At 55.5% G+C, this 21,223-nt stretch carries 19 protein-coding genes; 3 read left to right on the forward strand and 16 right to left on the reverse strand.

The annotated features are described in order from the left end of the window. Positions 1–107 precede the first annotated feature (107 nt). Positions 108–518, forward strand: coding sequence for a hypothetical protein (locus tag ACWJJK_RS08120; protein ID WP_077730446.1), 411 nt, complete (start codon positions 108–110; stop codon positions 516–518). A 266-nt stretch (positions 519–784) separates the two neighbouring features. On the opposite strand, the gene ACWJJK_RS08125 is transcribed toward ACWJJK_RS08120, so the two are convergent. Next, positions 785–1,051: a DUF2024 family protein gene (locus tag ACWJJK_RS08125; RefSeq protein ID WP_077730447.1), complete on the reverse strand. Its 267-nt coding sequence runs from the start codon at positions 1,049–1,051 to the stop codon at positions 785–787. A 449-nt stretch (positions 1,052–1,500) separates the two neighbouring features. Between ACWJJK_RS08125 and ACWJJK_RS08130 the strand changes: the two genes are divergently transcribed. Beyond that, positions 1,501–2,076 (forward strand): MarR family winged helix-turn-helix transcriptional regulator, encoded by a 576-nt coding sequence (locus ACWJJK_RS08130; RefSeq protein ID WP_077730449.1) that lies wholly within the window; start codon positions 1,501–1,503, stop codon positions 2,074–2,076. A gap of 52 nt (positions 2,077–2,128) precedes the next feature. Here the strand turns inward: ACWJJK_RS08130 and glnK are convergent, their stop codons facing one another. The 5 genes from glnK to ACWJJK_RS08155 all read right to left on the reverse strand — a co-directional run bounded on the left by glnK (position 2,129) and on the right by ACWJJK_RS08155 (position 8,397). Next, complete coding sequence (gene glnK, locus ACWJJK_RS08135) at positions 2,129–2,467, reverse strand: P-II family nitrogen regulator (protein WP_077730450.1); 339 nt, start codon at positions 2,465–2,467, stop codon at positions 2,129–2,131. A 27-nt stretch (positions 2,468–2,494) separates the two neighbouring features. Then, on the reverse strand, positions 2,495–4,432 hold the full coding sequence (gene acs, locus ACWJJK_RS08140; RefSeq protein WP_077730451.1) for an acetate--CoA ligase: 1,938 nt from the start codon (positions 4,430–4,432) through the stop codon (positions 2,495–2,497). 549 nt (positions 4,433–4,981) lie between these two features. Next, on the reverse strand, positions 4,982–5,971 hold the full coding sequence (gene rpoS / locus ACWJJK_RS08145; RefSeq protein ID WP_077730452.1) for an RNA polymerase sigma factor RpoS: 990 nt from the start codon (positions 5,969–5,971) through the stop codon (positions 4,982–4,984). A 969-nt stretch (positions 5,972–6,940) separates the two neighbouring features. Further along, the gene (locus ACWJJK_RS08150) at positions 6,941–7,690 is read right to left on the reverse strand and encodes a J domain-containing protein (protein WP_086134386.1); all 750 of its coding nucleotides are present in this window, start codon (positions 7,688–7,690) and stop codon (positions 6,941–6,943) included. After that, positions 7,687–8,397: a VWA domain-containing protein gene (locus tag ACWJJK_RS08155; protein WP_156880048.1), complete on the reverse strand. Its 711-nt coding sequence runs from the start codon at positions 8,395–8,397 to the stop codon at positions 7,687–7,689. The genes ACWJJK_RS08150 and ACWJJK_RS08155 overlap by 4 nt, the downstream gene beginning before the upstream one ends. A gap of 335 nt (positions 8,398–8,732) precedes the next feature. Between ACWJJK_RS08155 and ACWJJK_RS08160 the strand changes: the two genes are divergently transcribed. Next, positions 8,733–9,152: a hypothetical protein gene (locus tag ACWJJK_RS08160; protein ID WP_077730455.1), complete on the forward strand. Its 420-nt coding sequence runs from the start codon at positions 8,733–8,735 to the stop codon at positions 9,150–9,152. Positions 9,153–9,211: 59 nt separating this feature from the next. Here ACWJJK_RS08160 and ACWJJK_RS08165 read toward each other — a convergent pair whose 3' ends face one another. From ACWJJK_RS08165 to ACWJJK_RS08210, 10 genes are all read right to left on the reverse strand, one after another. Beyond that, positions 9,212–11,698, reverse strand: coding sequence for an FtsX-like permease family protein (locus ACWJJK_RS08165; RefSeq protein WP_434130655.1), 2,487 nt, complete (start codon positions 11,696–11,698; stop codon positions 9,212–9,214). A gap of 127 nt (positions 11,699–11,825) precedes the next feature. Further along, complete coding sequence (flgL, locus tag ACWJJK_RS08170; protein ID WP_156880047.1) at positions 11,826–13,124, reverse strand: flagellar hook-associated protein FlgL; 1,299 nt, start codon at positions 13,122–13,124, stop codon at positions 11,826–11,828. A 2-nt stretch (positions 13,125–13,126) separates the two neighbouring features. Then, on the reverse strand, positions 13,127–14,800 hold the full coding sequence (gene flgK / locus ACWJJK_RS08175; RefSeq protein ID WP_434113200.1) for a flagellar hook-associated protein FlgK: 1,674 nt from the start codon (positions 14,798–14,800) through the stop codon (positions 13,127–13,129). Between the two features lie 71 nt (positions 14,801–14,871). Further along, positions 14,872–15,846, reverse strand: coding sequence for a flagellar assembly peptidoglycan hydrolase FlgJ (gene flgJ / locus ACWJJK_RS08180; protein ID WP_077730458.1), 975 nt, complete (start codon positions 15,844–15,846; stop codon positions 14,872–14,874). Positions 15,847–15,856: 10 nt separating this feature from the next. Further along, positions 15,857–16,966: a flagellar basal body P-ring protein FlgI gene (locus tag ACWJJK_RS08185; RefSeq protein WP_077730459.1), complete on the reverse strand. Its 1,110-nt coding sequence runs from the start codon at positions 16,964–16,966 to the stop codon at positions 15,857–15,859. A gap of 17 nt (positions 16,967–16,983) precedes the next feature. Next, the gene (gene flgH, locus ACWJJK_RS08190) at positions 16,984–17,661 is read right to left on the reverse strand and encodes a flagellar basal body L-ring protein FlgH (RefSeq protein ID WP_133716487.1); all 678 of its coding nucleotides are present in this window, start codon (positions 17,659–17,661) and stop codon (positions 16,984–16,986) included. Positions 17,662–17,669: 8 nt separating this feature from the next. After that, on the reverse strand, positions 17,670–18,458 hold the full coding sequence (gene flgG / locus ACWJJK_RS08195) for a flagellar basal-body rod protein FlgG (protein ID WP_156880043.1): 789 nt from the start codon (positions 18,456–18,458) through the stop codon (positions 17,670–17,672). A gap of 25 nt (positions 18,459–18,483) precedes the next feature. Further along, positions 18,484–19,224, reverse strand: a complete 741-nt coding sequence (gene flgF / locus ACWJJK_RS08200) for a flagellar basal-body rod protein FlgF (RefSeq protein ID WP_077730462.1) — start codon at positions 19,222–19,224, stop codon at positions 18,484–18,486. A gap of 25 nt (positions 19,225–19,249) precedes the next feature. Then, on the reverse strand, positions 19,250–20,515 hold the full coding sequence (gene flgE, locus ACWJJK_RS08205; RefSeq protein ID WP_077730463.1) for a flagellar hook protein FlgE: 1,266 nt from the start codon (positions 20,513–20,515) through the stop codon (positions 19,250–19,252). Between the two features lie 31 nt (positions 20,516–20,546). Further along, complete coding sequence (locus ACWJJK_RS08210; protein WP_156880042.1) at positions 20,547–21,215, reverse strand: flagellar hook assembly protein FlgD; 669 nt, start codon at positions 21,213–21,215, stop codon at positions 20,547–20,549. Between the last annotated feature and the right edge of the window lie 8 nt (positions 21,216–21,223).

Below are 21,223 nucleotides of genomic sequence, written 5' to 3' on the forward strand. Positions count from 1 at the left end.
CGGCAGTCGGGCTGAATCCTTAAATTGTCTGGCAACCGGCGCCGTTCGTGCTCATAATAAATGTCTTTTTTGCTTTGGTTAGAGACAACCATTCGTTAGGTTTGATTATGAAAAAATTGATGATTGCGTTTTTGGCCGTTTTTTTGCTGGCCGGTTGCACGAGCAAGGAGAAAACCACTCTAAAAGAGGCGCTCGTCGCTAAATTCAAAGACGATTCCGATTTGAAAGATTATAAGCTCGATCCCGAGACTATCGCGGATTGCGTAGTTGGGGAAATCAGTAACGGATTGCCGGGTTTCGCGGGTGATCCTCGTCGTGAACAATTTTTTCAAGCATATACGCATTTCGCGAATGCAAAATCACCGGCTGATGCGGAGAAAGCCGTTAAGGATTACGAGCAATTATTTGGTTCGGTTAAAGAAGCCCGGCATGCTGCGTTGAGCATTACCGACCATGTCATGACTTGTATGGGCAAGGCGGTGGCTGTAGCTGGAGGGGATCAGGACGAGGGCAATTAAGCGGCATCCTCCTGACTACACAGTTAAGACGGAACAATCTCGGGGATGGCACCATAGAGCACCTGACATCCGAAAAGATTGTTTCTTAGGGGAAATACCGCTGAAATCGAACTCCGCCCGCGCGTGAATGCACAAAGACTTACGTCATAAAGACCGCGATTCGGATTGTAAAAACAGGCGGCGCGCGGGCGGCTACCTTAAGGAACAGTCTACGTATCCGAGATACCGGTAAGGAACGAATTCAGCCACCCCATATCGGATGGTGGTTATCGGGGACAGCCTTCTAGTTTAAAAATTGCATAGCCTTGGGTTTCGATGTCTTTCTGCATTTCCGCCGGCGCATGCGGTTCGCTATGGCAATAGGCACAACTTTCGGAGTTCACGACGGCATCTTCCTCACCGACGGACCGTAGCCAGTCGCGGGCACATTGCAGGGCTTTTGTTGGATCGTTTTCCGGAAGTATCACATCGAAGTGCATGATTTTTCCGCTTGCGCTACGCGCGTAGGTATCAAAAACATGGATTTGGCTCATATCTTCTCTCGTCGATGTTGAGGATGGATAAAGGAGTCGTTTGCGCACGGGAGACTGTGGCGATAACGTGGTGCCGCGCGATATCCAACGAGGGAATGCGTGCGCTCGTCGATTTTGAGCTCGGCAATGGCTTTGTGAAGCCGGACATGTGCACGCTTAGGTTTTGGATCTTAAACCCCGGATGCGGCAGTACTTGCGAACAGTGCACCGAGGCGGGTGATTAAGCCGACAATCGTCGATGTTCATACAGAATTTCCATATCGACATGGACAAATCTTGAAAAAACGGAGTGCGCCTGCTATCAGAACAGTGAGACACGGAGGTTTCGCATTCCACGACCAAAGGAATTGTCGGTTCTACATGATGTCAATAGGTATTGTGTCGATACTAACTCTAGCGGAACTTTAAAGATTTTGTCAATATGATATTGATCCGATACTATTAGATGTATGAATACTGAATCGATTTACGATTACTTGGAACGTATCGCCAACCTCATTCGGACAGACGTCCGAAAGACGGGGGTTGCGAAAGGATTGCAACCGGTGCAGTTGGAAGCGCTCCATTATCTGAGCCGGTGCAACCGATACAGCAACACGCCAGTTGCGGTGGCCGATTACTTGGGCCTAACCAAGGGAACGGTATCGCAAACCTTGGGGGTCTTAGAATCTAGTGGCTTTATCGAAAAGCAGGCCGACCTCAATGATCGTCGTGTGGTTCATCTCAATCTGACTGTTGACGGCGCTCGCGTGGTTTCGGATGCAATTCCGCCTAATATCCTGAAATCCGCAGTGGATGGGCTGTCTGAGACCTCCCGGAATGAGATTACAGCAACTCTGAATCAGGTTTTGAGGGAGTTGCAAACGGCGAACAAGCTGAAAACGTTCGGCTCCTGCAAAACTTGCAGGTATCACTTGACCCAGGAAGACGGAAGGCGCCGGTGCGGACTGACCATGGAGTGGCTAACGGAGGCCGACGCGGAAAAAATATGCCGGGAGCATCAGCCAACAGCGGAAAGTGTCTAGATTTGCAAAGTGATTAATAGGACGGGCCGAGAGCCCGCCCCAAAGGACAGAATCAAATCGCTTGCTCGCCGGTTTCACCGGTCCGAATCCGGATAGCCTGCTCGAGGTTGGTTACAAATATTTTGCCGTCGCCAATTTTGCCCGTGTTGGCGGCTTTGATGATGGAATCGACAGCCTGATCGACCATGCTATCGGTTACCGCCACTTCGACTTTTACTTTGGGCAAGAAATCAACCACGTATTCGGCGCCGCGATAAAGTTCCGTGTGTCCTTTTTGACGCCCGAAACCTTTTACTTCCGTTACCGTAATCCCGCTGATTCCAATTTCGGACAATGCTTCCCGAACATCGTCCAATTTGAACGGTTTAATGATCGCGGTGATGAGTTTCATTATTGTCTCCGATGATGTGAAATGTTCTTAGCCTCGGTTGGCTCGATTTCGAATGATATCGTCGACCACGGTAGGATCTGCCAAGGTGGAGATATCGCCGAGATTGCGGATATCGTTGGCCGCGATTTTCCGAAGTATGCGGCGCATGATCTTGCCGGATCGCGTTTTCGGTAGTGTCGGAGCCCATTGAATGATATCGGGTGTGGCAATCGGACCGATTTCCTTGCGGACCAGCTGCACTAGCTCCTCTTCAAGCTCTGGGCTCGGCGAGACGCCGGCTACCAAAGTGACATAAGCGTAGATTCCCTGTCCTTTGATATCGTGCGGATAACCCACAACGGCGGCTTCCGCCACATGGTCATGCAGGACCAAAGCGCTCTCGATTTCTGCGGTGCCCATGCGATGGCCCGACACGTTCAGCACATCATCGACGCGCCCGGTGATCCAGTAATATCCATCGGCATCGCGTTTGGCACCGTCACCGGTAAAGTACTTGCCAGGATAAGTTGAAAAATAAGTATCAAAAAAGCGTTGGTGACTGCCGAATACCGAGCGAGCCTGGCCCGGCCAAGAGCGGGTAATCGTCAGTACCCCCTCGCACGCTCCTTCCAATACGCTACCCTGGCTGTCGACAATGGCCGGTACGATGCCGAAAAACGGACGCGTCGCGGAGCCCGGTTTGAGCGGCGTGGCGCCGATCAAGGGAGTAATGAGTATTCCACCGGTCTCCGTCTGCCACCACGTATCGACTATAGGGCAGCGGCCGCGGCCTACCTGGTGATAATACCATTCCCATGCCTCTGGATTGATGGGTTCGCCGACAGAGCCCAGAACGCGCAAGCTGTCCCGGCGGGTGCTATCAAGCCAATCTTCCCCCAGGGCCATCAAGGCGCGGATGGCGGTGGGAGCGGTATAAAAAATATTGACACGATGCTTTTCAACCACACGCCAGAAGCGGTCGGGAGCCGGGTAGGTCGGAACGCCTTCGAATATAAGCGTGGTTGCGCCGTTACACAGAGGGCCGTAAACGGTATACGAATGGCCGGTAATCCAACCGACATCCGCGGTGCACCAATAGATTTCGCCCGGACGGTAATCGAACACATATCGGTAAGTCATTGCCGCATAGACCAAATAACCCCCGGTCGTGTGAAGTACCCCCTTCGGTTTTCCGGTAGATCCGGAGGTGTAGAGAATAAACAACGGGTCTTCCGCATCCATGGATTCGGGCGGGCAATCGGGAGAAGCCTCCGACACCGCCTCGTGATACCACACATTATGACTGTCCCAATCGATACTCCCGCCGGTATTCCGAACGACAAAAACCGTTGTCACATTTGGACAAGCCCGCAGTGCGGTGTCCACATTGGCCTTCAGCGGTACTATTCGTCCACCCCGTCTTCCTTCATCCGCACAGATGACATACCGACAGTCGGCATCGAGAATGCGATCCCGTAATGCGTCGGCGGAGAAGCCTGCGAACACGATGGAGTGGACGGCCCCGATCCGAGTGCAGGCCAGCATTACCACTGCCGCTTCGGGGATCATTGGAAGATAGATGCAAACCCGGTCACCTTTTTGAACGCCATGCTTTTTCAGAACATTAGCAAACCGGCAGACTTGTTCGTGCAGCTCGCGGTAGGTGAGCTTCTTGTCGATATTCGAATTGTCTCCTTCCCAGATGATTGCGACTTCGTCACCCTTTTCGACTAAGTGGCGATCGAGGCAGTTATAGCTGACGTTCAGTTTGCCTCCTTCGAACCATCGAATACGGGCGGTACCGAAGTCGCAATCCTGAACCTTGTCCCACGGCTTGAACCAGTCGACAAAACGTTCCGCTTGTTCAGCCCAAAATTTGTCCGAATCCGTGATGGAGTGTTCATACATCTCCTGATAAAGCGCTTCGGTAATTTGCGCTTCGGCAGCTACTTCCGGCGGCACTTCGTAGACTTTTTCGAAGGACATTGGCTTTTCCGATGATCTTCAGAGTGGGATAGGGAGGCTCTGACAGGTGTTGATTTTACCGAATTTTCCGGCGAGTGACCCGCATCATCAAGTCTAACGAACATCGGCATCTTCGTTCTTAAGCCCGCCTCAGCCATAACGCTAGCTTGAGGGCAACCAACATGACCGGCTTTTTAGTACAACTTAGGCGTTCTTAACCAGAACGTTCCTGGCTTCGCGAAGTTCACGTCAAGGGTCCATGAAATGGGACGTTCCGGCTGAGCGATCGGTCAGCGAGCGACCACGAACGGAAGTTGCACGAATAAACTTAAAATTGGAGAGTGTATTGAGCAAAAGGTGCTCTTAGGGCGAGATACTCGCCACTTGAGAGCTTTTGATATCCGAAGTGCGGCGGCAGATCGTGAGTTGGCGGGCTATCGGCTATTCTCGATCCGGACGGATTTAGATCGTCCGTATCGAGAATATCGTTAATAGATATGCAGTGCCTTGGTTTCCCGACACTTCAAAGGACATCTGGATAGCCCACGGCGTCTTAAAGCTAAACTGACGTTAATGAAAGATTGTATCCGCGGTAAAGCCGTCGGTTTCCAATATGTCGCGAAGGCGATTTAGAGCTTCCATCTGAATTTGACGTACTCGTTCCCGGGTAACGCCCATCACGGTCGCGACTTCTTCGAGAGTGGAATGATCATAGCCGCGCAGACCGTATCGGCGGGAAATGACTTCCCGCTGCTTGTCCGTGAGTTGATCCAGCCATTCGGAAAGATTATTGGAAATTAGCTCGTTCTGAAGAGTTTCCGGAAGGGGGAGTTTATCCTCCTCGGAAATGCATTCCACCAAGGACTTTTCAGAATCTTTCTTAAAAGGAACATCGATCGATACAACGCGCTCGTTGAGTTTGAGCATTTTTTCGACCGTTTTTATCGGTTTGTTCAGATATTTTGCGACATCTTCGGCACTTGGATCATGATGCATTGTAATGGCCAAATGACGATACGCTTTTAGGTAGACATTCATTTCTTTTACGACGTGAATCGGTAGACGAATCGTGCGCGTCTGATTCATCAAGGCACGTTCAATCGTCTGCCGAATCCACCATGTGGCGTAAGTCGAAAACCGAAATCCGCGATCGGCCTCAAACTTCTCAACGGCTCTTATCAGTCCGAGATTTCCCTCTTCGATTAGATCCAGAAGTGGCAGTCCGCGATTCAAATAACGACGGGAAATTTTTACAACCAAGCGCAAATTGCTTTCTATCATTTTCTTGCGCGCCGCCTGGTCACCTTTTTGCGCTAAACGGCCGTAGTGCTTTTCTTCATCTGCGGTCAGCAGCTGAGAACTTCCCAATTCCTTTAGATATAGGCGGGTGGCGTCATATTGGTATTCCGAATCGACAGTACCCAGCTCTGCGTCGTTCCAGATCGGCGAATCTTCTTCAAGATCTTCGTTCGCTTCGAAATCTTCGACGAAGGTGGCCGCATCATCGTATAAGCCTGCCTCTCCAAAGGTTTTTAATTCTTCTACGATTTGTTCAGACATACCCATGCCCCCCACACAATTGATTTATTATCGATAGCCTATTTGATAAACCAGAACTTCCGTCATCAATACTTTGTTAATCGGAGCCAACAGCTCTGTGTCAAACCATTTATCGTGCCAATATGCTCTGCGAGCTCCGTACTGCTTTAAATCTGCGGATCATCCATTTTTTGCTTCGCATCGGGTCACTGGGCGCATCGGAAAAATGGCGTTTGGCGACCGAGCGGAGTTACCGTGCGACGGGTTTTTGACGGTTATCTTTCTTATCGGCTTATTATTTTTTTTCTTTAGCAGCTTTTTTGTGACTCAGATAGCAATTTTTAAATGGTGGGATTTTTTTATGATGCCGAATTCGCGCGACCACGCGGGCGCGCGCTCAAACGCACGCGCTTACAGACAGAAAAGGGGATCGAGAGGTTCGGGGATGATTTATAGAGACGAAAAATGCCGACATTCCCAGTTTTTGCTCGATGGCTTGCTAAGCCATTTCCGTGTCAAGCTAGAGCATTTTTCGCTTCCACATAGCGGATTTAGTGCGTGAAAATCCTACCAAGGTGCCGCTGAACGCGGTGCTTGTTTTAGGGCGGGGAGCCGCCCCGCACGCGGGTTCCTTTTGCAAAATCCTTGTGGGATGTTGCTTCCCGCTTTGCCCCCAAGTCCAGGGTGTCGCTCCCTGGATACCCGCTTGCCTTGGGAGCGCCAAGGCAAGCCCCTGGGTTTTATCCTGCGGACCCGCCTTCGGCGGTCCAAATTGACAAGGTCCTTTCCTGGACGCTGCCCTTCGGGCGAACGTCGTTCGTCCCATTCCGCTCCCGGCGAGCCCCCTGATCCTGCGCGTTTCGCACGACACCGGGGCGCTCGAACGGGACGAAGAAAACCGTGTAGCACCCGCTGCCGCGGGCGCTATACCGAATCAGAAAATACTCTAGCCACGGCCGTGCTCGGCGCACCCAGTACACTTCGACGATTTTACCGTCCCAGCAGAACGTCTTTGGCCTGATTGATTTTCGCCGCGAGATAGTCGGAGCCACCTCGGTCGGGATGAATCCTCTGCATCAGGCGACGATGAGCGTCGATAACAATTTCACGAGAAGATCCAGGCGGGATGCCCAGAACACGATAAGCTTCTTCCGCCGTCATTTTGCCGTGGTCCTGATCTGCGGTTCGGCTTTCGCGCTCTTGCCAGGATACGCCATGGACGCGCTCTATATATGCCTTCAGCAGCGATGCGGATTCGGGGTCCTCGCGGACATAGTCACCGTATAACTCGGTCAGTTGTTTCAGGGTCAGGTCGTGCAAGCTACGGCCGGCATGGAACCCTGTCAGTACTACGCCCACGATTTCGCCGGTTGTATGATCGAGTTGCATCCGTAAAAAACGCGACTCAACAAACGAACTGCTACGGCGACCGTCCGAAGCCGTCCGCTGGGATGCGGCTCGTTGTTGCCGCCAGCGTCGTATCAGCGGCGCATATTGAACCAGGAGTTGAACGAGAATTGGCGCAAGCCGGAGAACGGCGGCGATCAGTGCCCCGACCAGCGGGATCAACCAGCCCAGCCGTCCGGTCGCGGCAAGAAATAACAGGGCCAGAATTCCGGTCCAGATCAGCCCGCGTCGAAACTTGTTGGCCAGCGCTTCAGAAGGCGCGGAGTCGAGAAAACGGCGCACCGTGAGCACGGCAAGAACGACGAGAAAAAGAAGCAGAATGAGTTGAATCAAGATTTTTTCATTTCGTGGGCTAATTGCAGAGCGAGCCCGCCTCGGACACGACCGAAGTCTTCCAAAGCCTTCAATCCGCCAGCGGCATAGACCGCAACAGCATTGAGCAGTTCACGGAGTTGCCGTGCACTTCCGGCGTCGAGGCGGCAATGGGCGCCGTGAGTCAATTTGGCGATCTGTTTGAATGCGCGTTCGGCGGTCGGATCGAATCCTTCCTGAAACAGAAACGCTTTGACGCCCCGAAGGCCCAACTCTCCGGCTGTCTTGCAGAGATAGTCGACATTTTCTTCCATGCAGTCGCCAACGAACACCAAAGCGTCGACCTTACTTTTCCGTGTTTCCTGCAAAGTATGCTCCAGAACCTTGCCGATCTGGGTGTATCCCCCGACGCATTCCACGTCAGCCATGCGCCGCCGCAAGTCTTCGGCGTGAATCAACCACGGGAAAGCTTCGAAATCCGCTATTCCGCGGTAATAGCAGAGCTGGATCTCCAAGCCGCCTAGAGCCGCCGCCGCATCGAACATTTCCGCTTGGATGCGACACGCCTCTCGCCAGGTAGGTTCGCGGCTCGCCGTCGCGTCCAGGGCAAAGATCAGCCTTCCTTTGCGTCCAGCCGGTTTGGCGTTGGGCGTTTGCGCAAGTTTTTTCAAGAATGCTTGCACGTCGCTGTTGCTGGATTGTGGCGGAAACTTTTTCGAGTCATTCATTTTTGGGGTTCGATAGACACAACGCGAATTATTCTATCCGGCAGAAAATCGCGTAAGGAAAGTCATGACCGGACAGGTTTTCATTGCGAACGATTAGACCACCCGGAGGCAATTTTGGCTCCAATTAGACATGCGCGCATTTGTCGCTCCCCAAATCGCAAATATAACCATGGAGCGTGATAAAGTGCAGTGTTTCTAAATCGCTTCTACGATGCTGTGGAGCAAGCAAATTAACTGTTTGCATAATGTTGACAACATGGTAATTTGCGCCTGCTCCAGAGTGTTCGTTCATGAACCGGGAGGCGATAAGAACTTATAAGAGGAGGTATAGCGTAATGTCCGAAGAGAATAACCCGAGTAAGCCCGCGCAAGGCATTCTCGATACCTTGAAGAGCAACCCGAAAGCTCTCTACGCGGCGATCGGCGCAGTGTTGGTGATCGTTCTCGTTCTCGCGATGAGCGGCGGCGGTGAAGAAGTACAGATCAAGACGACCGTATCCGTAGGCCAGCAGGTGACTTTGGATAATCCGAATGGCGGCGGTTCGCATTTGACGACCATGCCTGGTTTAATTAGCACCTCGGAAGCGGAAGAGGACCAGGAGCAGAGCGTATGCGTCACCAAAGCAGGGACGAAGGCAACCGTTGAAGAAGAAATGGTAGTTGGTCAGTTGCCGTTCGTTAAAGTAAAAGTATTGGACGGAGACTGCCAAGGGAAGAGCGGCTGGACATCGAAAGTCAACGTCAAGGGTAGTTGATAGAAATGGCGATGAGCGCCAGATTATTCGCCCATCGCCATTTCTTGTTTTCTCGTACTCTAAAGTTCTCGCAGCACGCGCATTGGGCTGTTTTTTACGACCGACCGTGTATTCAGATAGCCTGCCAGCCCAACCACCAGCGCACCTAAAACAGGGGTGGCCAGCCAGGTTTCCCAATGGAAACGATACGCTAAGTCAAACACCCGGCTGAACAATGTCCACGCGATCACCTCGCTGATGGCCGATGCCAGGATGCCGGCCAAGAATCCCAACGCGGCGAATTCCACCCATTGGGCATTCCGCAACAAGCGCCGGCTGGCGCCCATGGTCCGAAGCAACACATCCTCGTAGATACGTTCATCCAGCGTCGCTCGGACCGCGGCGAACAGCACGGTAAATCCCGCCGCCAAAGCCAATAGCAAGACATATTCGATGGCGCTCGTCACTTGTCGCAAGATGGTCTGAAACTGTTTCAGCAGCGCGTCCACTTCCAGGATTGTCATGCTCGGGAACGATTTGGCCAACTGTCCCAGTACTGGCTTAAGCTCTGGTGGCACATAAAAGCTGGTGAGCCAAGTGTGCGGATACGTATCGAGGCTTCCCGGCGAAAAAATCATGAAAAAATTCGGGGTCATGGTATCCCAGCGGACGCTGCGGGTGCCGATGACGGTAGCGATAAGCTCCTGTCCCGCAATATTGAATGTGAGTTTGTCGCCTGGCTCGATATCTAGACTCTTGGCTAGCTCGGTTTCCACCGAAACGCTCAGGGGACCACTTCCGTCGACCCATTTTCCCCGAACTACACGGTTGTCGGGCGGCAGTTCCGACGCCCAGGTAAGGCTAAGTTCGCGATTAATCGATGCTTCAGCGCGCGAGTCTTTGTGGACGATTTCGAAGACGTCTTTACCGTTAACGGCAGTCAAACGGCCGCGCACGATCGGATAGTAAGCGCTGCTGGCGATACCCTCTTGGTTCAGCGTGTTGCGAAATCGCGCCAAATCGGTATCGAATAAATTCAGTGCGAAATGATTAGGGGTATCCTCGGGCAGTTGGCGCTTCCACTCCTGCAGCAGTTCGGTACGCACCAAAATACTGACCTGCATGGCCACCAGGGTTAGGGCGAAAGCGAGTATCTGGCTAACTCCCAGTCGCGGCTGACGGGTCAAGTGCTGGAGACCGAAGCGCCATGACAGCGAGACGTAAGGCAGGAGCAGACGGCCAAGCCCCAGCATCGATAAGCCGAGCAGGCTGAACAGCGCTATCGCAGCGCCAGCGATCGCCAATACGCTGACGGTCATCGTCCAATCGCGGGTATAGCGCCAAAGAAGCGCGCTCAGAGTAAGGGCGGCTAATCCGTATACCACCCAAGCGCTGGACGGCAGAGGTTCCAGATCGCGGCGCAGTACTCGCAGGGGAGCGAGTCGCTTGAGCCTGAGTATGGGAGGCAGGGCGAAGCCGAGCAGGATCAGGAGTCCCGTGGCCGCGCCGAAGATCACTGCGAGCCAACCGGGACCGGCTAAGGTATGGGGCAGCAAAGAGCGGAGCAACTGGATCACACCGTGCTGAGCCAGGTATCCCAAAGCGCAACCCAACGAGCTCGCGACGAGGCCGACGATCAAAAACTGGCTGGCGTAGATCCACAGGACGTCCCGCTCGCGAGCACCCAAGCACTTGAGCATCGCGGTCATGTCGTAGTGCCGTTCGGTGTAGCGGCGCGCAGTCATGGCGATGGCAACGCCCGAAATCAACACCACGGCAATGCTGGTCAGTCCCAGATAACGCTCTGCACGGTTCAGGGCATTGCCCAGTTCGGGCCGATCCTCGTGTACGTCGAGAATACGTTGCCCCGGATGCAGTTGGGGCTTGAGCCATTGCTTGAATGTGCGTAGCGCACGCTCGTCCCCGGCAAACAATTCGTAATAATGAACATGACTTCCGGGTTGAATGACCCGGGTCTCGGCGACATCGGCTCGATTCATCAGCACCCGGGGCGAGAGGCTGTAGAGATCGCCACGGCGGTCGGGTTCATGGGTGAGAATGCGAGTGATTCGCAGCGGTTTTTCACCCACTGTGATTTCGCCGCCCAAGCTCAAACCCAAGGTTGTGAGCACGCGCTGCTCCACCCAAGCCTCCCCGCTTTTCGGGATGTCGTGGGTTTCAACTGCGGCCGTGACATCGCCCAGAGTGGTGCGAAGCGAGCCGCGTAGCGGATAACCTTCCTCGACGGCTTTGACGCCCACCAGAAGCAGTTCGTCGTTTTCGATCAAAACGCTGGAAAATTCGGTGGTACCGGCGACTAGCAGCCCCTGTGCGGACGCCTGTTGCCGCCAAGCATCCGATGGCTCCTGATGGCCGCCGATAACGAGATCGGCTGCCAAGAACTCCGCCGCCTGGAGACTCATCGTACGGGTCAATCTGTCGCCCAACAGGCTGACCGCGGTGGAACTGGCCACTGCGATCAGGAGGGCCGCCATCAGGATGGTTAATTCGCCGCTACGCCAATCGCGTGCGATCAGCTTCAGGGCAAGCTTGAAGTTTCTAACCACAATGCCATTTTCACCGCAAAAGGGATGCCTGAATCAAAGACAAATCGGCCGAAAATAAATTCGAACGTGCGAATAACGCCCGGAAGGGCTCGCACCGGGAAGAGGCACGGAATGCCGCGTTTACCGCTTAAAGATAATTGAAAAGAGACAGTCCTTGTACTTTAACATAAGCCTGCTGCGCAGCCTGTAGCGCGACAAACTGGATGTTGTACCGACTGATTGCTTCTGCGTAGTCCAGATCCTCTATTTCGGAAAGATTCGCTTGGGTGTCGATGATGAATTTGTCGTGAACATCCTCTTGTTCGTCCAGCGCATTCAAGCGTGCGCCGACGCTGGCGCGGGTATCCAGGATGTTCTGGAGGGCGGCATCGATGCCCTTCAATGCGGCGCTGGCAGCGTCGTGGAAAGCAACGTCGGCTCCTGTGCCGGTCTGTGGGCCGGCGAAGCCGAAATCGGTCAGGACTCCATCGGTGTCGTCACTGATCTCCACGGATGAGGCAGTCCCGGTGGTTGTCGATACGAACTCGATAAAGCCTGATCGATGTTGGGCGACCACGGTTCCATTCAAAGCGGTGGCGTTGATGCCGGCGTTTATGGCGGCAACGAGATCATCCGCTGAAGCATAATTCGCCGCGGCAACGGAAACCGTGACCGGCGCACCGCCATCAACGGCCAGATCAAAATTCTTTGCCGGGCCGCCGCTGTAGTCAATGCCGGAGGACAGATCGTTCGTTCCCATAACGGCGCCGTGGGATGCGGTGAACTGTCCGCTCAAAGTCCGGGTGAGGGAGTACAAGGTATTGAGTATGTTCTGGGTACCGCCTGAGGCCGCGATCGCATTGGCACCCGAGCTCGAAGGAATATTCTCGAATATGGAAAATCCGGAATCGCCGTCGGCCAAATGTCGTTGCGGAGCGATTTGCAAGAGGCGCTGATTCTTGTCGCCTTGATAGACGTAGCTCGGCGGCGTCCGGCCGCCGTCAAATGCGAACGGGACGGTATCGGAACGGAAGCCGGCGAAAATATATTCGCCGTTGGCGTCGCGCGTATTCGCCAGTCCGAGCATTTCGTCCAACAGCTGCTGCATTTCCTGCCCGATCGCCTGCCGATCACTCGGGCTGAGCGTATCATTGAGGCTTCGGACAGCCAATTCACGTGCGCGCTGCAACACGTTGTCCGCTCCCGCCAAAGTGGATTCCTCAAATTCGAGTCTCGAGCGAACAGCCTGAATGTTGGACTGAAATTGCCGATTGTTTTCCAGCGACTCCTTCAAGTCCAGCGCACGTACCGCGGCGCTGGGATCATCCGAGGGCGTCAGAATGCGCTGGCCGGTGGAGAGCTGCAATTGGGTCTTGGAGAGCTTCGCCTGCTGCCTGAGGATGGCGTCGATGCCGAATTGTTCCATCAAGGGCGTCGAAATACGCATGCTTATCTCCTTACGGCTCCGATCAGTGCGTCGAACATACTGTTCAGCGCGGGAATCAACTGCGCGGCGGCTTGATAGGCTTGTTGATACCGAAGCAGGTTGGCGGCTTCCTCATCGAGATTCACCCCTGAAACCGAGTCTCGTGCCTGTCGAGCATGGTCGAGCAATTGTTTCTGAGCGGTGCTGTCGATGTCGGCGGCGTGGGTCAGCGTGCCCACATCGCCCACGATCTCGTTATAAGCGTCCTGGTAACTCGCTTTACCGCCCAAAAGCGAGGGCATTGTCTGTAGTTGAGCCAGGGCGCGGGCGTTGGTGTTGTCACCGGGGCCTGCAAAAGGCGACCCAGCTGCAGCAATTTCTCGGGGGTCGGTCAGCGAAACGCTTAGATCGCCGGCTACCCGGCGGAACGGGCGAATGAGAAAGCTGTCGCCGGCTGCTACAGCACCGCCGCCAATGCCGATAGCCAAGCCATCTATGGCAAAGGCACCGGTCGCATTGTTGAATTGCGTATTGTCGCTCAGGCGCGTGAGGGTGTAATTGGCGCCGTCGTAGTCCAGGCGATAGTCGCTTGCGGTTAGATCGGAGGAACCGTTTCCAGCGCTGTTGTCGAACGCGACGGATAATATGGCGTTGCCGCTATTCGTTTGCCTGCCGAACCAACTATACTGGCCGATTGCGGCGTTTGTAACGTCGCTGAAGAAATCGGCACCGGCGCTTCCGTTCAAGTCGGAGCCGAGCGAGTGCTGCGCGTTGAATGTTGCGGCGAGCCCCGCAGCGATACGGCCCAGGGCGTTTTGGGCCGGGTCGAGTACCTCGCTGCCGAAGCGCAACAATCCCCCGATTTCTCCGCCGCTGATAGCGGCGGTCACGACAACGGCGCCGGAGCCGCCGGCGGTAATGGCAATGTCTTTCTGATTGGGATCATAGGCCGAGTTCTGCAAGCTGAGCTGGTTTGCCGTCGAGCCCATCACCAGTGCCTGTCCGCTGCCTATAAACACGTTCAAAGAGCCGTCCTTTTGCTCGAACAAGCTGGTGCCTACTTTCTGCGCCAACTGTTCGGTCAACAGATCGCGCTGATCGAGCAAATCATTGGGCGGTTTGCCTGCTTGGTTATAGGCAACAACAATGCGCTCGTTCAAAGAGGCGATACCTCTGGCCAGACCGTTGATCTCGTCGATATTGGTGCTCAGGCTCTGATTCACTTGGCTGCGCAGCTCATCCATGCGGCCGTTCAGCGTATTAAGACGCTGCACCAGCGTTTCGCCTTCGGTCAGCATGACGCGTCTCGCGGCGATGGATGTGGGGTCGTTGACTACGTCCTGCACCGAGTTAAAGAACGATTGGAGCGAGGGCGACAGACTGGCGTCCGGATCGGCGATGAAGTTGTCGACCTGTGAAGCCATGTCGTGATACGTCTCCAATTCCCCATGCGCGGAGAGACTGCTTCGGAGCTGAGCGTTAAGAAAACTGTCGTAGGAGCGGGTAATGGACGCAACGTCGACGCCGTTGCCCACAAATCCCGCCCCGGTAAACGAAGGCAAGCGCTCGACTTGTTCCGTTCTTTGGCGGCTGTAGCCGTCGGTGTTGACGTTGGCGATATTGTGTCCGGTCGTCGCCAATCCGCGCTGAGCCGCCATCAGTCCGGATGTCGCTATGCCAAGAAGTCCGCCAGCCATGATTCAACCACTCGAATGGATAATGTTCTTACGCCTGTTATCGGCACCGATCGTCCTAACTGAAGACCGGATCAGGCAACGGGCAACTTTTCAAGCGCACGATTTTCCTCGTATATGGAGAGAACCTTGCGTGCATAATAAGGATCCGTGGCGTAGCCGGCCTTTTGCAATGAAGCCATGAATTGCCGTGGATTATCGGCATGCTCCAAGGCCGTTGCGTAACGAGGGTTGGTCTTAAGGAACTGCACGTAATCGCGAAAACTCTCGGCGTAATCGTTGTAGGTGCGGAATGCTGCTCTATTACGCACGGCGATACCGTCGGCGTATTCCAGGGTGCGGGCGGTCATATGACGGCCGCTCCAGTGCCGGTCCGCCTTGATGCCGAACAGATTATGGCTGTGTCCGTCGTTCCCTCGTGCCGCCATGGATTTTCCCCAGCCCGTTTCCAAAGCCGCCTGCGCCAGCAGCAGCTTGGGGTCGACGCCCAGTTCGGCGGCCGCTTCCTGAGCATGAGGCCAGAGCGCCTTTACGAATTCCTCGGGATTGGCGAATGCTCCGGTTCGGGAGTCACTCTGGGCGGACCGAGGTTGCACGCGAGCTTTATCGGTCATCCGAGCTCCAGCTCCATAATCCGATTTCGAATTTTCGGCTGTTGTATGCTCGGAAGATCCCTTATCGATCCTGACTAACGCGTTGCCGCGGTAATCGTCCAGACCCATGCCGGGTTTCGCCTCATCGGAGGACTTTTCGCCGCCCAGTTGCCGAACCAGCATATCGGAGAGGCCGAGACTGGATCGCTTGCCGAGTTCCACCGCCAATTGCTGATCGTACATGTCGCGGAACATCTGCGACTGCTTGCCGTCCGTGAGCCCGCCGTTCGGGACCGCCTCCCGCATGCTTTTCAAGGCCATCTGGATGAACAGAGACTCGAATTGCCGGGCGGTCTCGTTCAGCGCCGCTTTCGGATCATGCTTGGCCTGATTCCTGAGCCGGGCGGTGCCGTTGAAATCGGTATACACATCGGCCATGCCAGTCTGCTTTATCATGCCGGTTCTCCTATATCACGATCAGCTCGGCCCGCAACGCTCCGGCGCTTCGCAGGGCTTCCAGAATGGCGACGAGGTCGCTCGGTGCAGCGCCCACGCGATTGACCGCCTGCACGATTTCATCCAGCGATACGCCGGGATTGAAAACGAACATGCGATTCGCTTCCTCGTTCACGGTTACGTCCGAGCGGGGCACTATGGCGGTCGAACCTCCGGATAAGGCCGGAGGTTGGCTGACGATGGGCTTTTCGCTGATGGTCACCGAGAGGTTGCCGTGGGTCACCGCGGCGGGTTGAACCCGGACATGGCTGCTGATCACTACCGTCCCGGTACGCGAATTGACGATGACCTTGGCAGGGGCTTCGCCCGGACTCACGTCCAGATTTTCGATCAGCGACGTGAACGAGACCCGCTGAGCCGGATCATGGGGTGCGCTGACCTGAACGGACGCCGCGTCCAAGGCGCGCGCCACGCTTCCGCCGTAAGTTCGATTGATGATGTCGGCCACTTGGTTGGCGGTGGTGAAATCGGGCGTATGCAAGTTGAGTATCAGATGGCTGCCTTGCGCGAATCCTGTCGGAACTTCGCGCTCGACCGTGGCTCCGTTCGGAATCCGGCCGGCGCTGGGCACGTTGACGGTAACCTTGGAGCCGTCTAGGCCTTGAGCGCTTAACCCGCCGACGACGAGATTGCCTTGGGCAACCGCGTAGATCTGGCCGTCGGCGCCCCTAAGGGGCGTCATCAAGAGGCTGCCGCCGCGGAGACTGGTGGCATCGCCCAAAGATGAAACGTTCACATCTATCGTTTGGCCGGGCTTTGCAAATGCCGGAAGGTCGGCTTGTACGGATACGGCGGCGATATTTTTGGATTTCAGGTCGATACCCGGCGGCACGGTGACGCCCAATTGGAGCAGCATGTTGCGCAGGGTTTGGCTGGTGAAGCGGTTCTTATCGCCAGTGCGGTTCAGACCGACGACCAGCCCGTACCCGATCAGCTGGTTGCTGCGGACCCCGGCGACCGAGGCGATATCCTTGACCCGTTCAGCCATCGCCGGGGATTGTGAGAACGCCAAGCCGAGAAGACCGATTTTTATGACTGAGTGCAGAGTGAACCTAGCCATGGTCTTACCTCAGTCGATCAGAACGGGAACAGTATGCTGGTGAAAAAACGTTGCAGCCAGCCCATGCGGTTGACGTCCGCCACTACGCCCTCTCCATTGTAAATGAAGGTCGCGTCGGCGACCTTGGTGGAATCCACGCTATTGGTGGTGTCGATATCGACCGGACGCACCAGCCCCGAGAGCTTGATGTATTCGTTGCCTTGGTTCAGGCCGACCCGTTTTTCGCCTCGTACCCGAAGATTGCCGTTGGGCAGGACTTCCACCACGGTCACGCTGATGTTTCCCGTCAAGAGATTGCTCTGATTACTTTCGCCTTTTCCTTCGAATTTGTGGGTCGATTCCAGACTGCTGGATACGTTGTAGCCGAGGATTTCAGCCGCTTCCTGCCCCATCAGCATGGGTGCCTTTACCTGGGTGGTTGCCGAACGGTCAGCCTTGGTGTCCGCGTCTTTCTGGGCATTCGTCCGTTCGACCAGCTTAATGGTAAGGGTGTCACCTACCCGGCGCGCTTTATGATCCTCGAACAACCGCATGTCGTAGCCGGACTGGAAAATTGCGCCGGGATTCTGCATGGGCGGCGTCATGTCCTCGGGACGGGCCGGCGCGTAGGCGGGATCCCGGCGCGGCGGCGGATTGAGGATGGAGGCACAGCCGTTCAAGGTCAGCAGGATGAGAAAGAAAGCCGCGTATTTCATCGGATCAATCAGAGAGTATTGGTGGCGAACCCGAGCATCTCGTCAGTGGTTGCGATCGCTTTGGAGTTCATTTCGTAAGCGCGTTGGGTTTCGATCATATTGACCAGTTCTTCCACCACGTTCACGTTCGAGGTTTCCAAAGAGCCCTGGACGAGCTTTCCGATACCGTCTTCTCCCGGTACGCCGACGATCGGAGCACCGCTCGAAACCGACTCCCGGTACAGGTTTTCACCGATTGGTTCCAATCCCGTCGGGTTGATAAAGTCCGCCAGCTGGATTTCGCCGATGACGTTGGGGGTGGGGTTTCCCGGTTCGAGCACGGATACCGTACCGTCGTTGCCGATAGTGACGCTCAGGGCGCCCTGGGGCACGGTCATGGCCGGTTCCAAGGGGTTGCCGCCGTTGGTGACGATTTGTCCATTGGAGTCGAGCTTGAAGGACCCGTCCCGGGTGTAGGCGAGATCGCCGTTCGGCATCAGGATCTGGAGGAAGCCCCGGCCGTTGATGGCGATATCGAGGGAATTTCCAGTCTGTTGGATGTTGCCTTGAGTATGAATCTTTTCCGTGGCGACCGTCCTTACGCCGGTGCCCAATTGCAGGCCGGAAGGCAGAGTCGTGTTTTGCGTGGACTGAGCGCCTACCTGCCTGACGTTTTGGTACAGCAGGTCTTCGAACAAAGCTCGCTCTTTTTTGAAGCCGGTGGTGTTGACGTTGGCCAGGTTGTGCGAAATCACCGACATATGGGTTTGCTGCGCATCCAGGCCGGTCTTGGCGATCCAAAGGGAAGGGGTGGTCATGGTCGTGAACCTCTTGGAGTGTCTTTTAGCCGATCCGCATGAGCTCGGCGCTGGCATTGCCGTCGTCTTCGACGGTCTTCATCATCTTGATCTGGTATTCGAACTCACGCGCCAGTTCGATCATTTGCACCATTTCTTCCACGGTGCTGACGTTGCTGCCCTCCAGTGATCCGGTTACCAGTTGAACCTCGTTGGTGGCTTCTACGGGAGTACCGTCCTTGATTCGCATCAGGCCATCCTCGCCTTTTTCAAGCTGCGATTTTTCGGGTTTGACCAGTTTGATTCGGTCGAGAATCGCCAGGGCGGTGGCGTTGGCACCCTGCGGAATGATGCTGATGGTGCCGTCTGAGCCGATTTCGACCTTCTGTGCGGGCGGAATGGCGATGGGGCCCGCGTTGCCGAGCACCGGCAGACCGCTGCCGGTGACCAGCTGCCCTGCAGGCGTAATATGTAAGTCTCCGGCCCGGGTGTAAGCTTCGCTGCCGTCCTTGGCCTGCACGGCCAGCCAGCCATCTCCGTTGATCGCGACGTCGAGGTCGCGCCCGGTGGTTTGCAGGGAGCCCGTCGACAAATCGACGCCAGGGCGCTCGGTCATGGCGTAGACTCGACTCGGATAGCCGTTTCCGAATACCGGCATCGAGCGGAGTTGCTCGAAATCCGCTCGAAACCCCGGCGTATTTGCATTTGCGAGATTATTGGCGTTGGATGCCTGCGCCAGCAGAATCTGCTTGGCACCGCTCATGGCGACATAAAGGCTGCGATCCATGGTCGGAGTTCCTGGCTATCGGGTGTTAACGAATGTTGAGCAGTGTCTGGGTGATCGTGTTTTCGGTGGAAATGGTCTGCGCGTTCGCCTGATACGCCTGTTGGGCGATAATCAGATTGACCAGCTGCTGGGCCAGGTCCACGTTGGCTCCTTCGAGGGCGCCAGCCTTGATGGAACCGAAACTGCTGGTGCCGGCTACGCCATTGATCGGCACCCCGGAGTTTGCGCTTTCTCCCCAGGTGGTATCGCCGAGCTTGGACAATCCTTGCGGGTTTTGGAATCGGACCATGGCCACCTGGCCCAGCGGTTTGGAGCCGCCGTTGCTGAAACGGGCAAAAACGACACCGGTGTCGTCGATGTCCACGCCGGTGAGCCGGCCGATGGTCAGACCGTCTTGGTTCAAGGTGTCGACGCTGAACGCGCTGCCCAGTTGTGTCGAACCGGCCAGATCGATGGTGAGCTGGATGGGTTGGGCGCTGGGGTTGATGGACACTAAGTCGGTCGTGAATTGGGTCGTTGCCGGGTTGCCGTCGACCGAGGCGAGCTTGCCGTCGTTGTCGAATGTCAGAGGAATCGAGTTGGGGGCCGCGTCGTCCAGCATGTCTACCCCGTCCACATAGACATATAGATCCCAGGCATTCAGCGCCGCACCTTTGACGTAGTAACTGGTCGCGATGTGGGTGTTGCCAAGCGAGTCGTATGTCGTGACCGATGTTGCATGGGTATAGCTGGTGGGGTCTGCCGGGTCGAAAGGCGATGTGGCGGGCGTGGTTTTGCGCGAATCCAGATTGACGCTCATGTCTATCGAGCTCGTGGCTTTCGGTAAGCCCTGCGTAGAATCGAGTTGCAGGGTCTGGAATACGCCGGTACTGAAGCCTTCCTCGACTGTTTCGCCGTTCGGCGCATAAACCAGCAGCGGCTGGCCGAGGTGATTGACCACATAGCCTTCCCGGTCCATGTGAAAAGAACCGGCGCGGGTGTAGACCCGTTCGTTGATGTTGTTGACGTTGTCCCCCATGACGAAAAAGCCTTCGCCACTGATCGCGAGATCGAGGTTGTTCTCGGTGAAATCCAGGTTGCCCTGGGTGAACTGTTGCGCCACATTGGTGACCCGGACACCGGCTCCTGGCGTGATGGACGAGACGCCTCCCAAGCTACTCGCATAGACATCGGCGAATTCGGAGCGCGATTTCTTGAATCCGGTCGTATTGGCGTTGGCAATGTTGTTGCCGGTCACCGAGAGCATATTGGATGCGGCATTCAGGCCGCTCAAGGCACTGTTAAAAGCCATGTCTTACCTCGCTAGATGACTATGATGTTCATTAAAGGACAGCCCGGATATCGCCCAGGGTGTAACGTCCGAGACCGCTGAGCTGGACTTCCATGCCTTTCGAGCCGCCCACGGTTACGCTTTCCACGGGCGCGGCGATTTGGGTTTCGAGCGCAGTCGTTTTGCCGGCGATAACAGCCTCGGCTTTGATCCTGTAAAGTCCGGGATCGGCAAAGTGCAATTCATCGTCCAGTTTTCCGTCCCACTCGAACGACAACGGCCCTTCGGTTTGAGGCCCGAGTTCCAATGTGCGGATCAAGTTGCCGTTCTTGTCCATGATCCGAATATTGACCTGCGAGGCCTCGTACGGCACGGCCAACTCGCCCTGGATCGTGCCGTTCGCGGCCAGAATCGCTTTATCGGACGCGATCAGCGCGGATCGTCCCACCAGGTTCGCGGCCATCAAGGCCTGTTCCTTGTTGGCGGACGCCGCAAAGTCGGCGAACGAGGATTGCAATTGCTGGATTCCCGTGACGGTGCTGAACTGCGCCAGCTGATTGACGAATTCGGCGCCGTCCTGAGGCTTTAAAGGATTCTGACTGGTCAACTGGGTAACCATCAGCTTTAGGAAATCTTCTTGACCCAGTTCGTTGCGCTTCCGAGTCGGTGCCGCGGTTTCGGTCAGGCCGAGAGATTTGAGCGTGTTGACGTCGATGCTCATGATCCGTC

The sequence above is a fragment of the Methylocaldum gracile genome, from assembly GCF_053646815.1.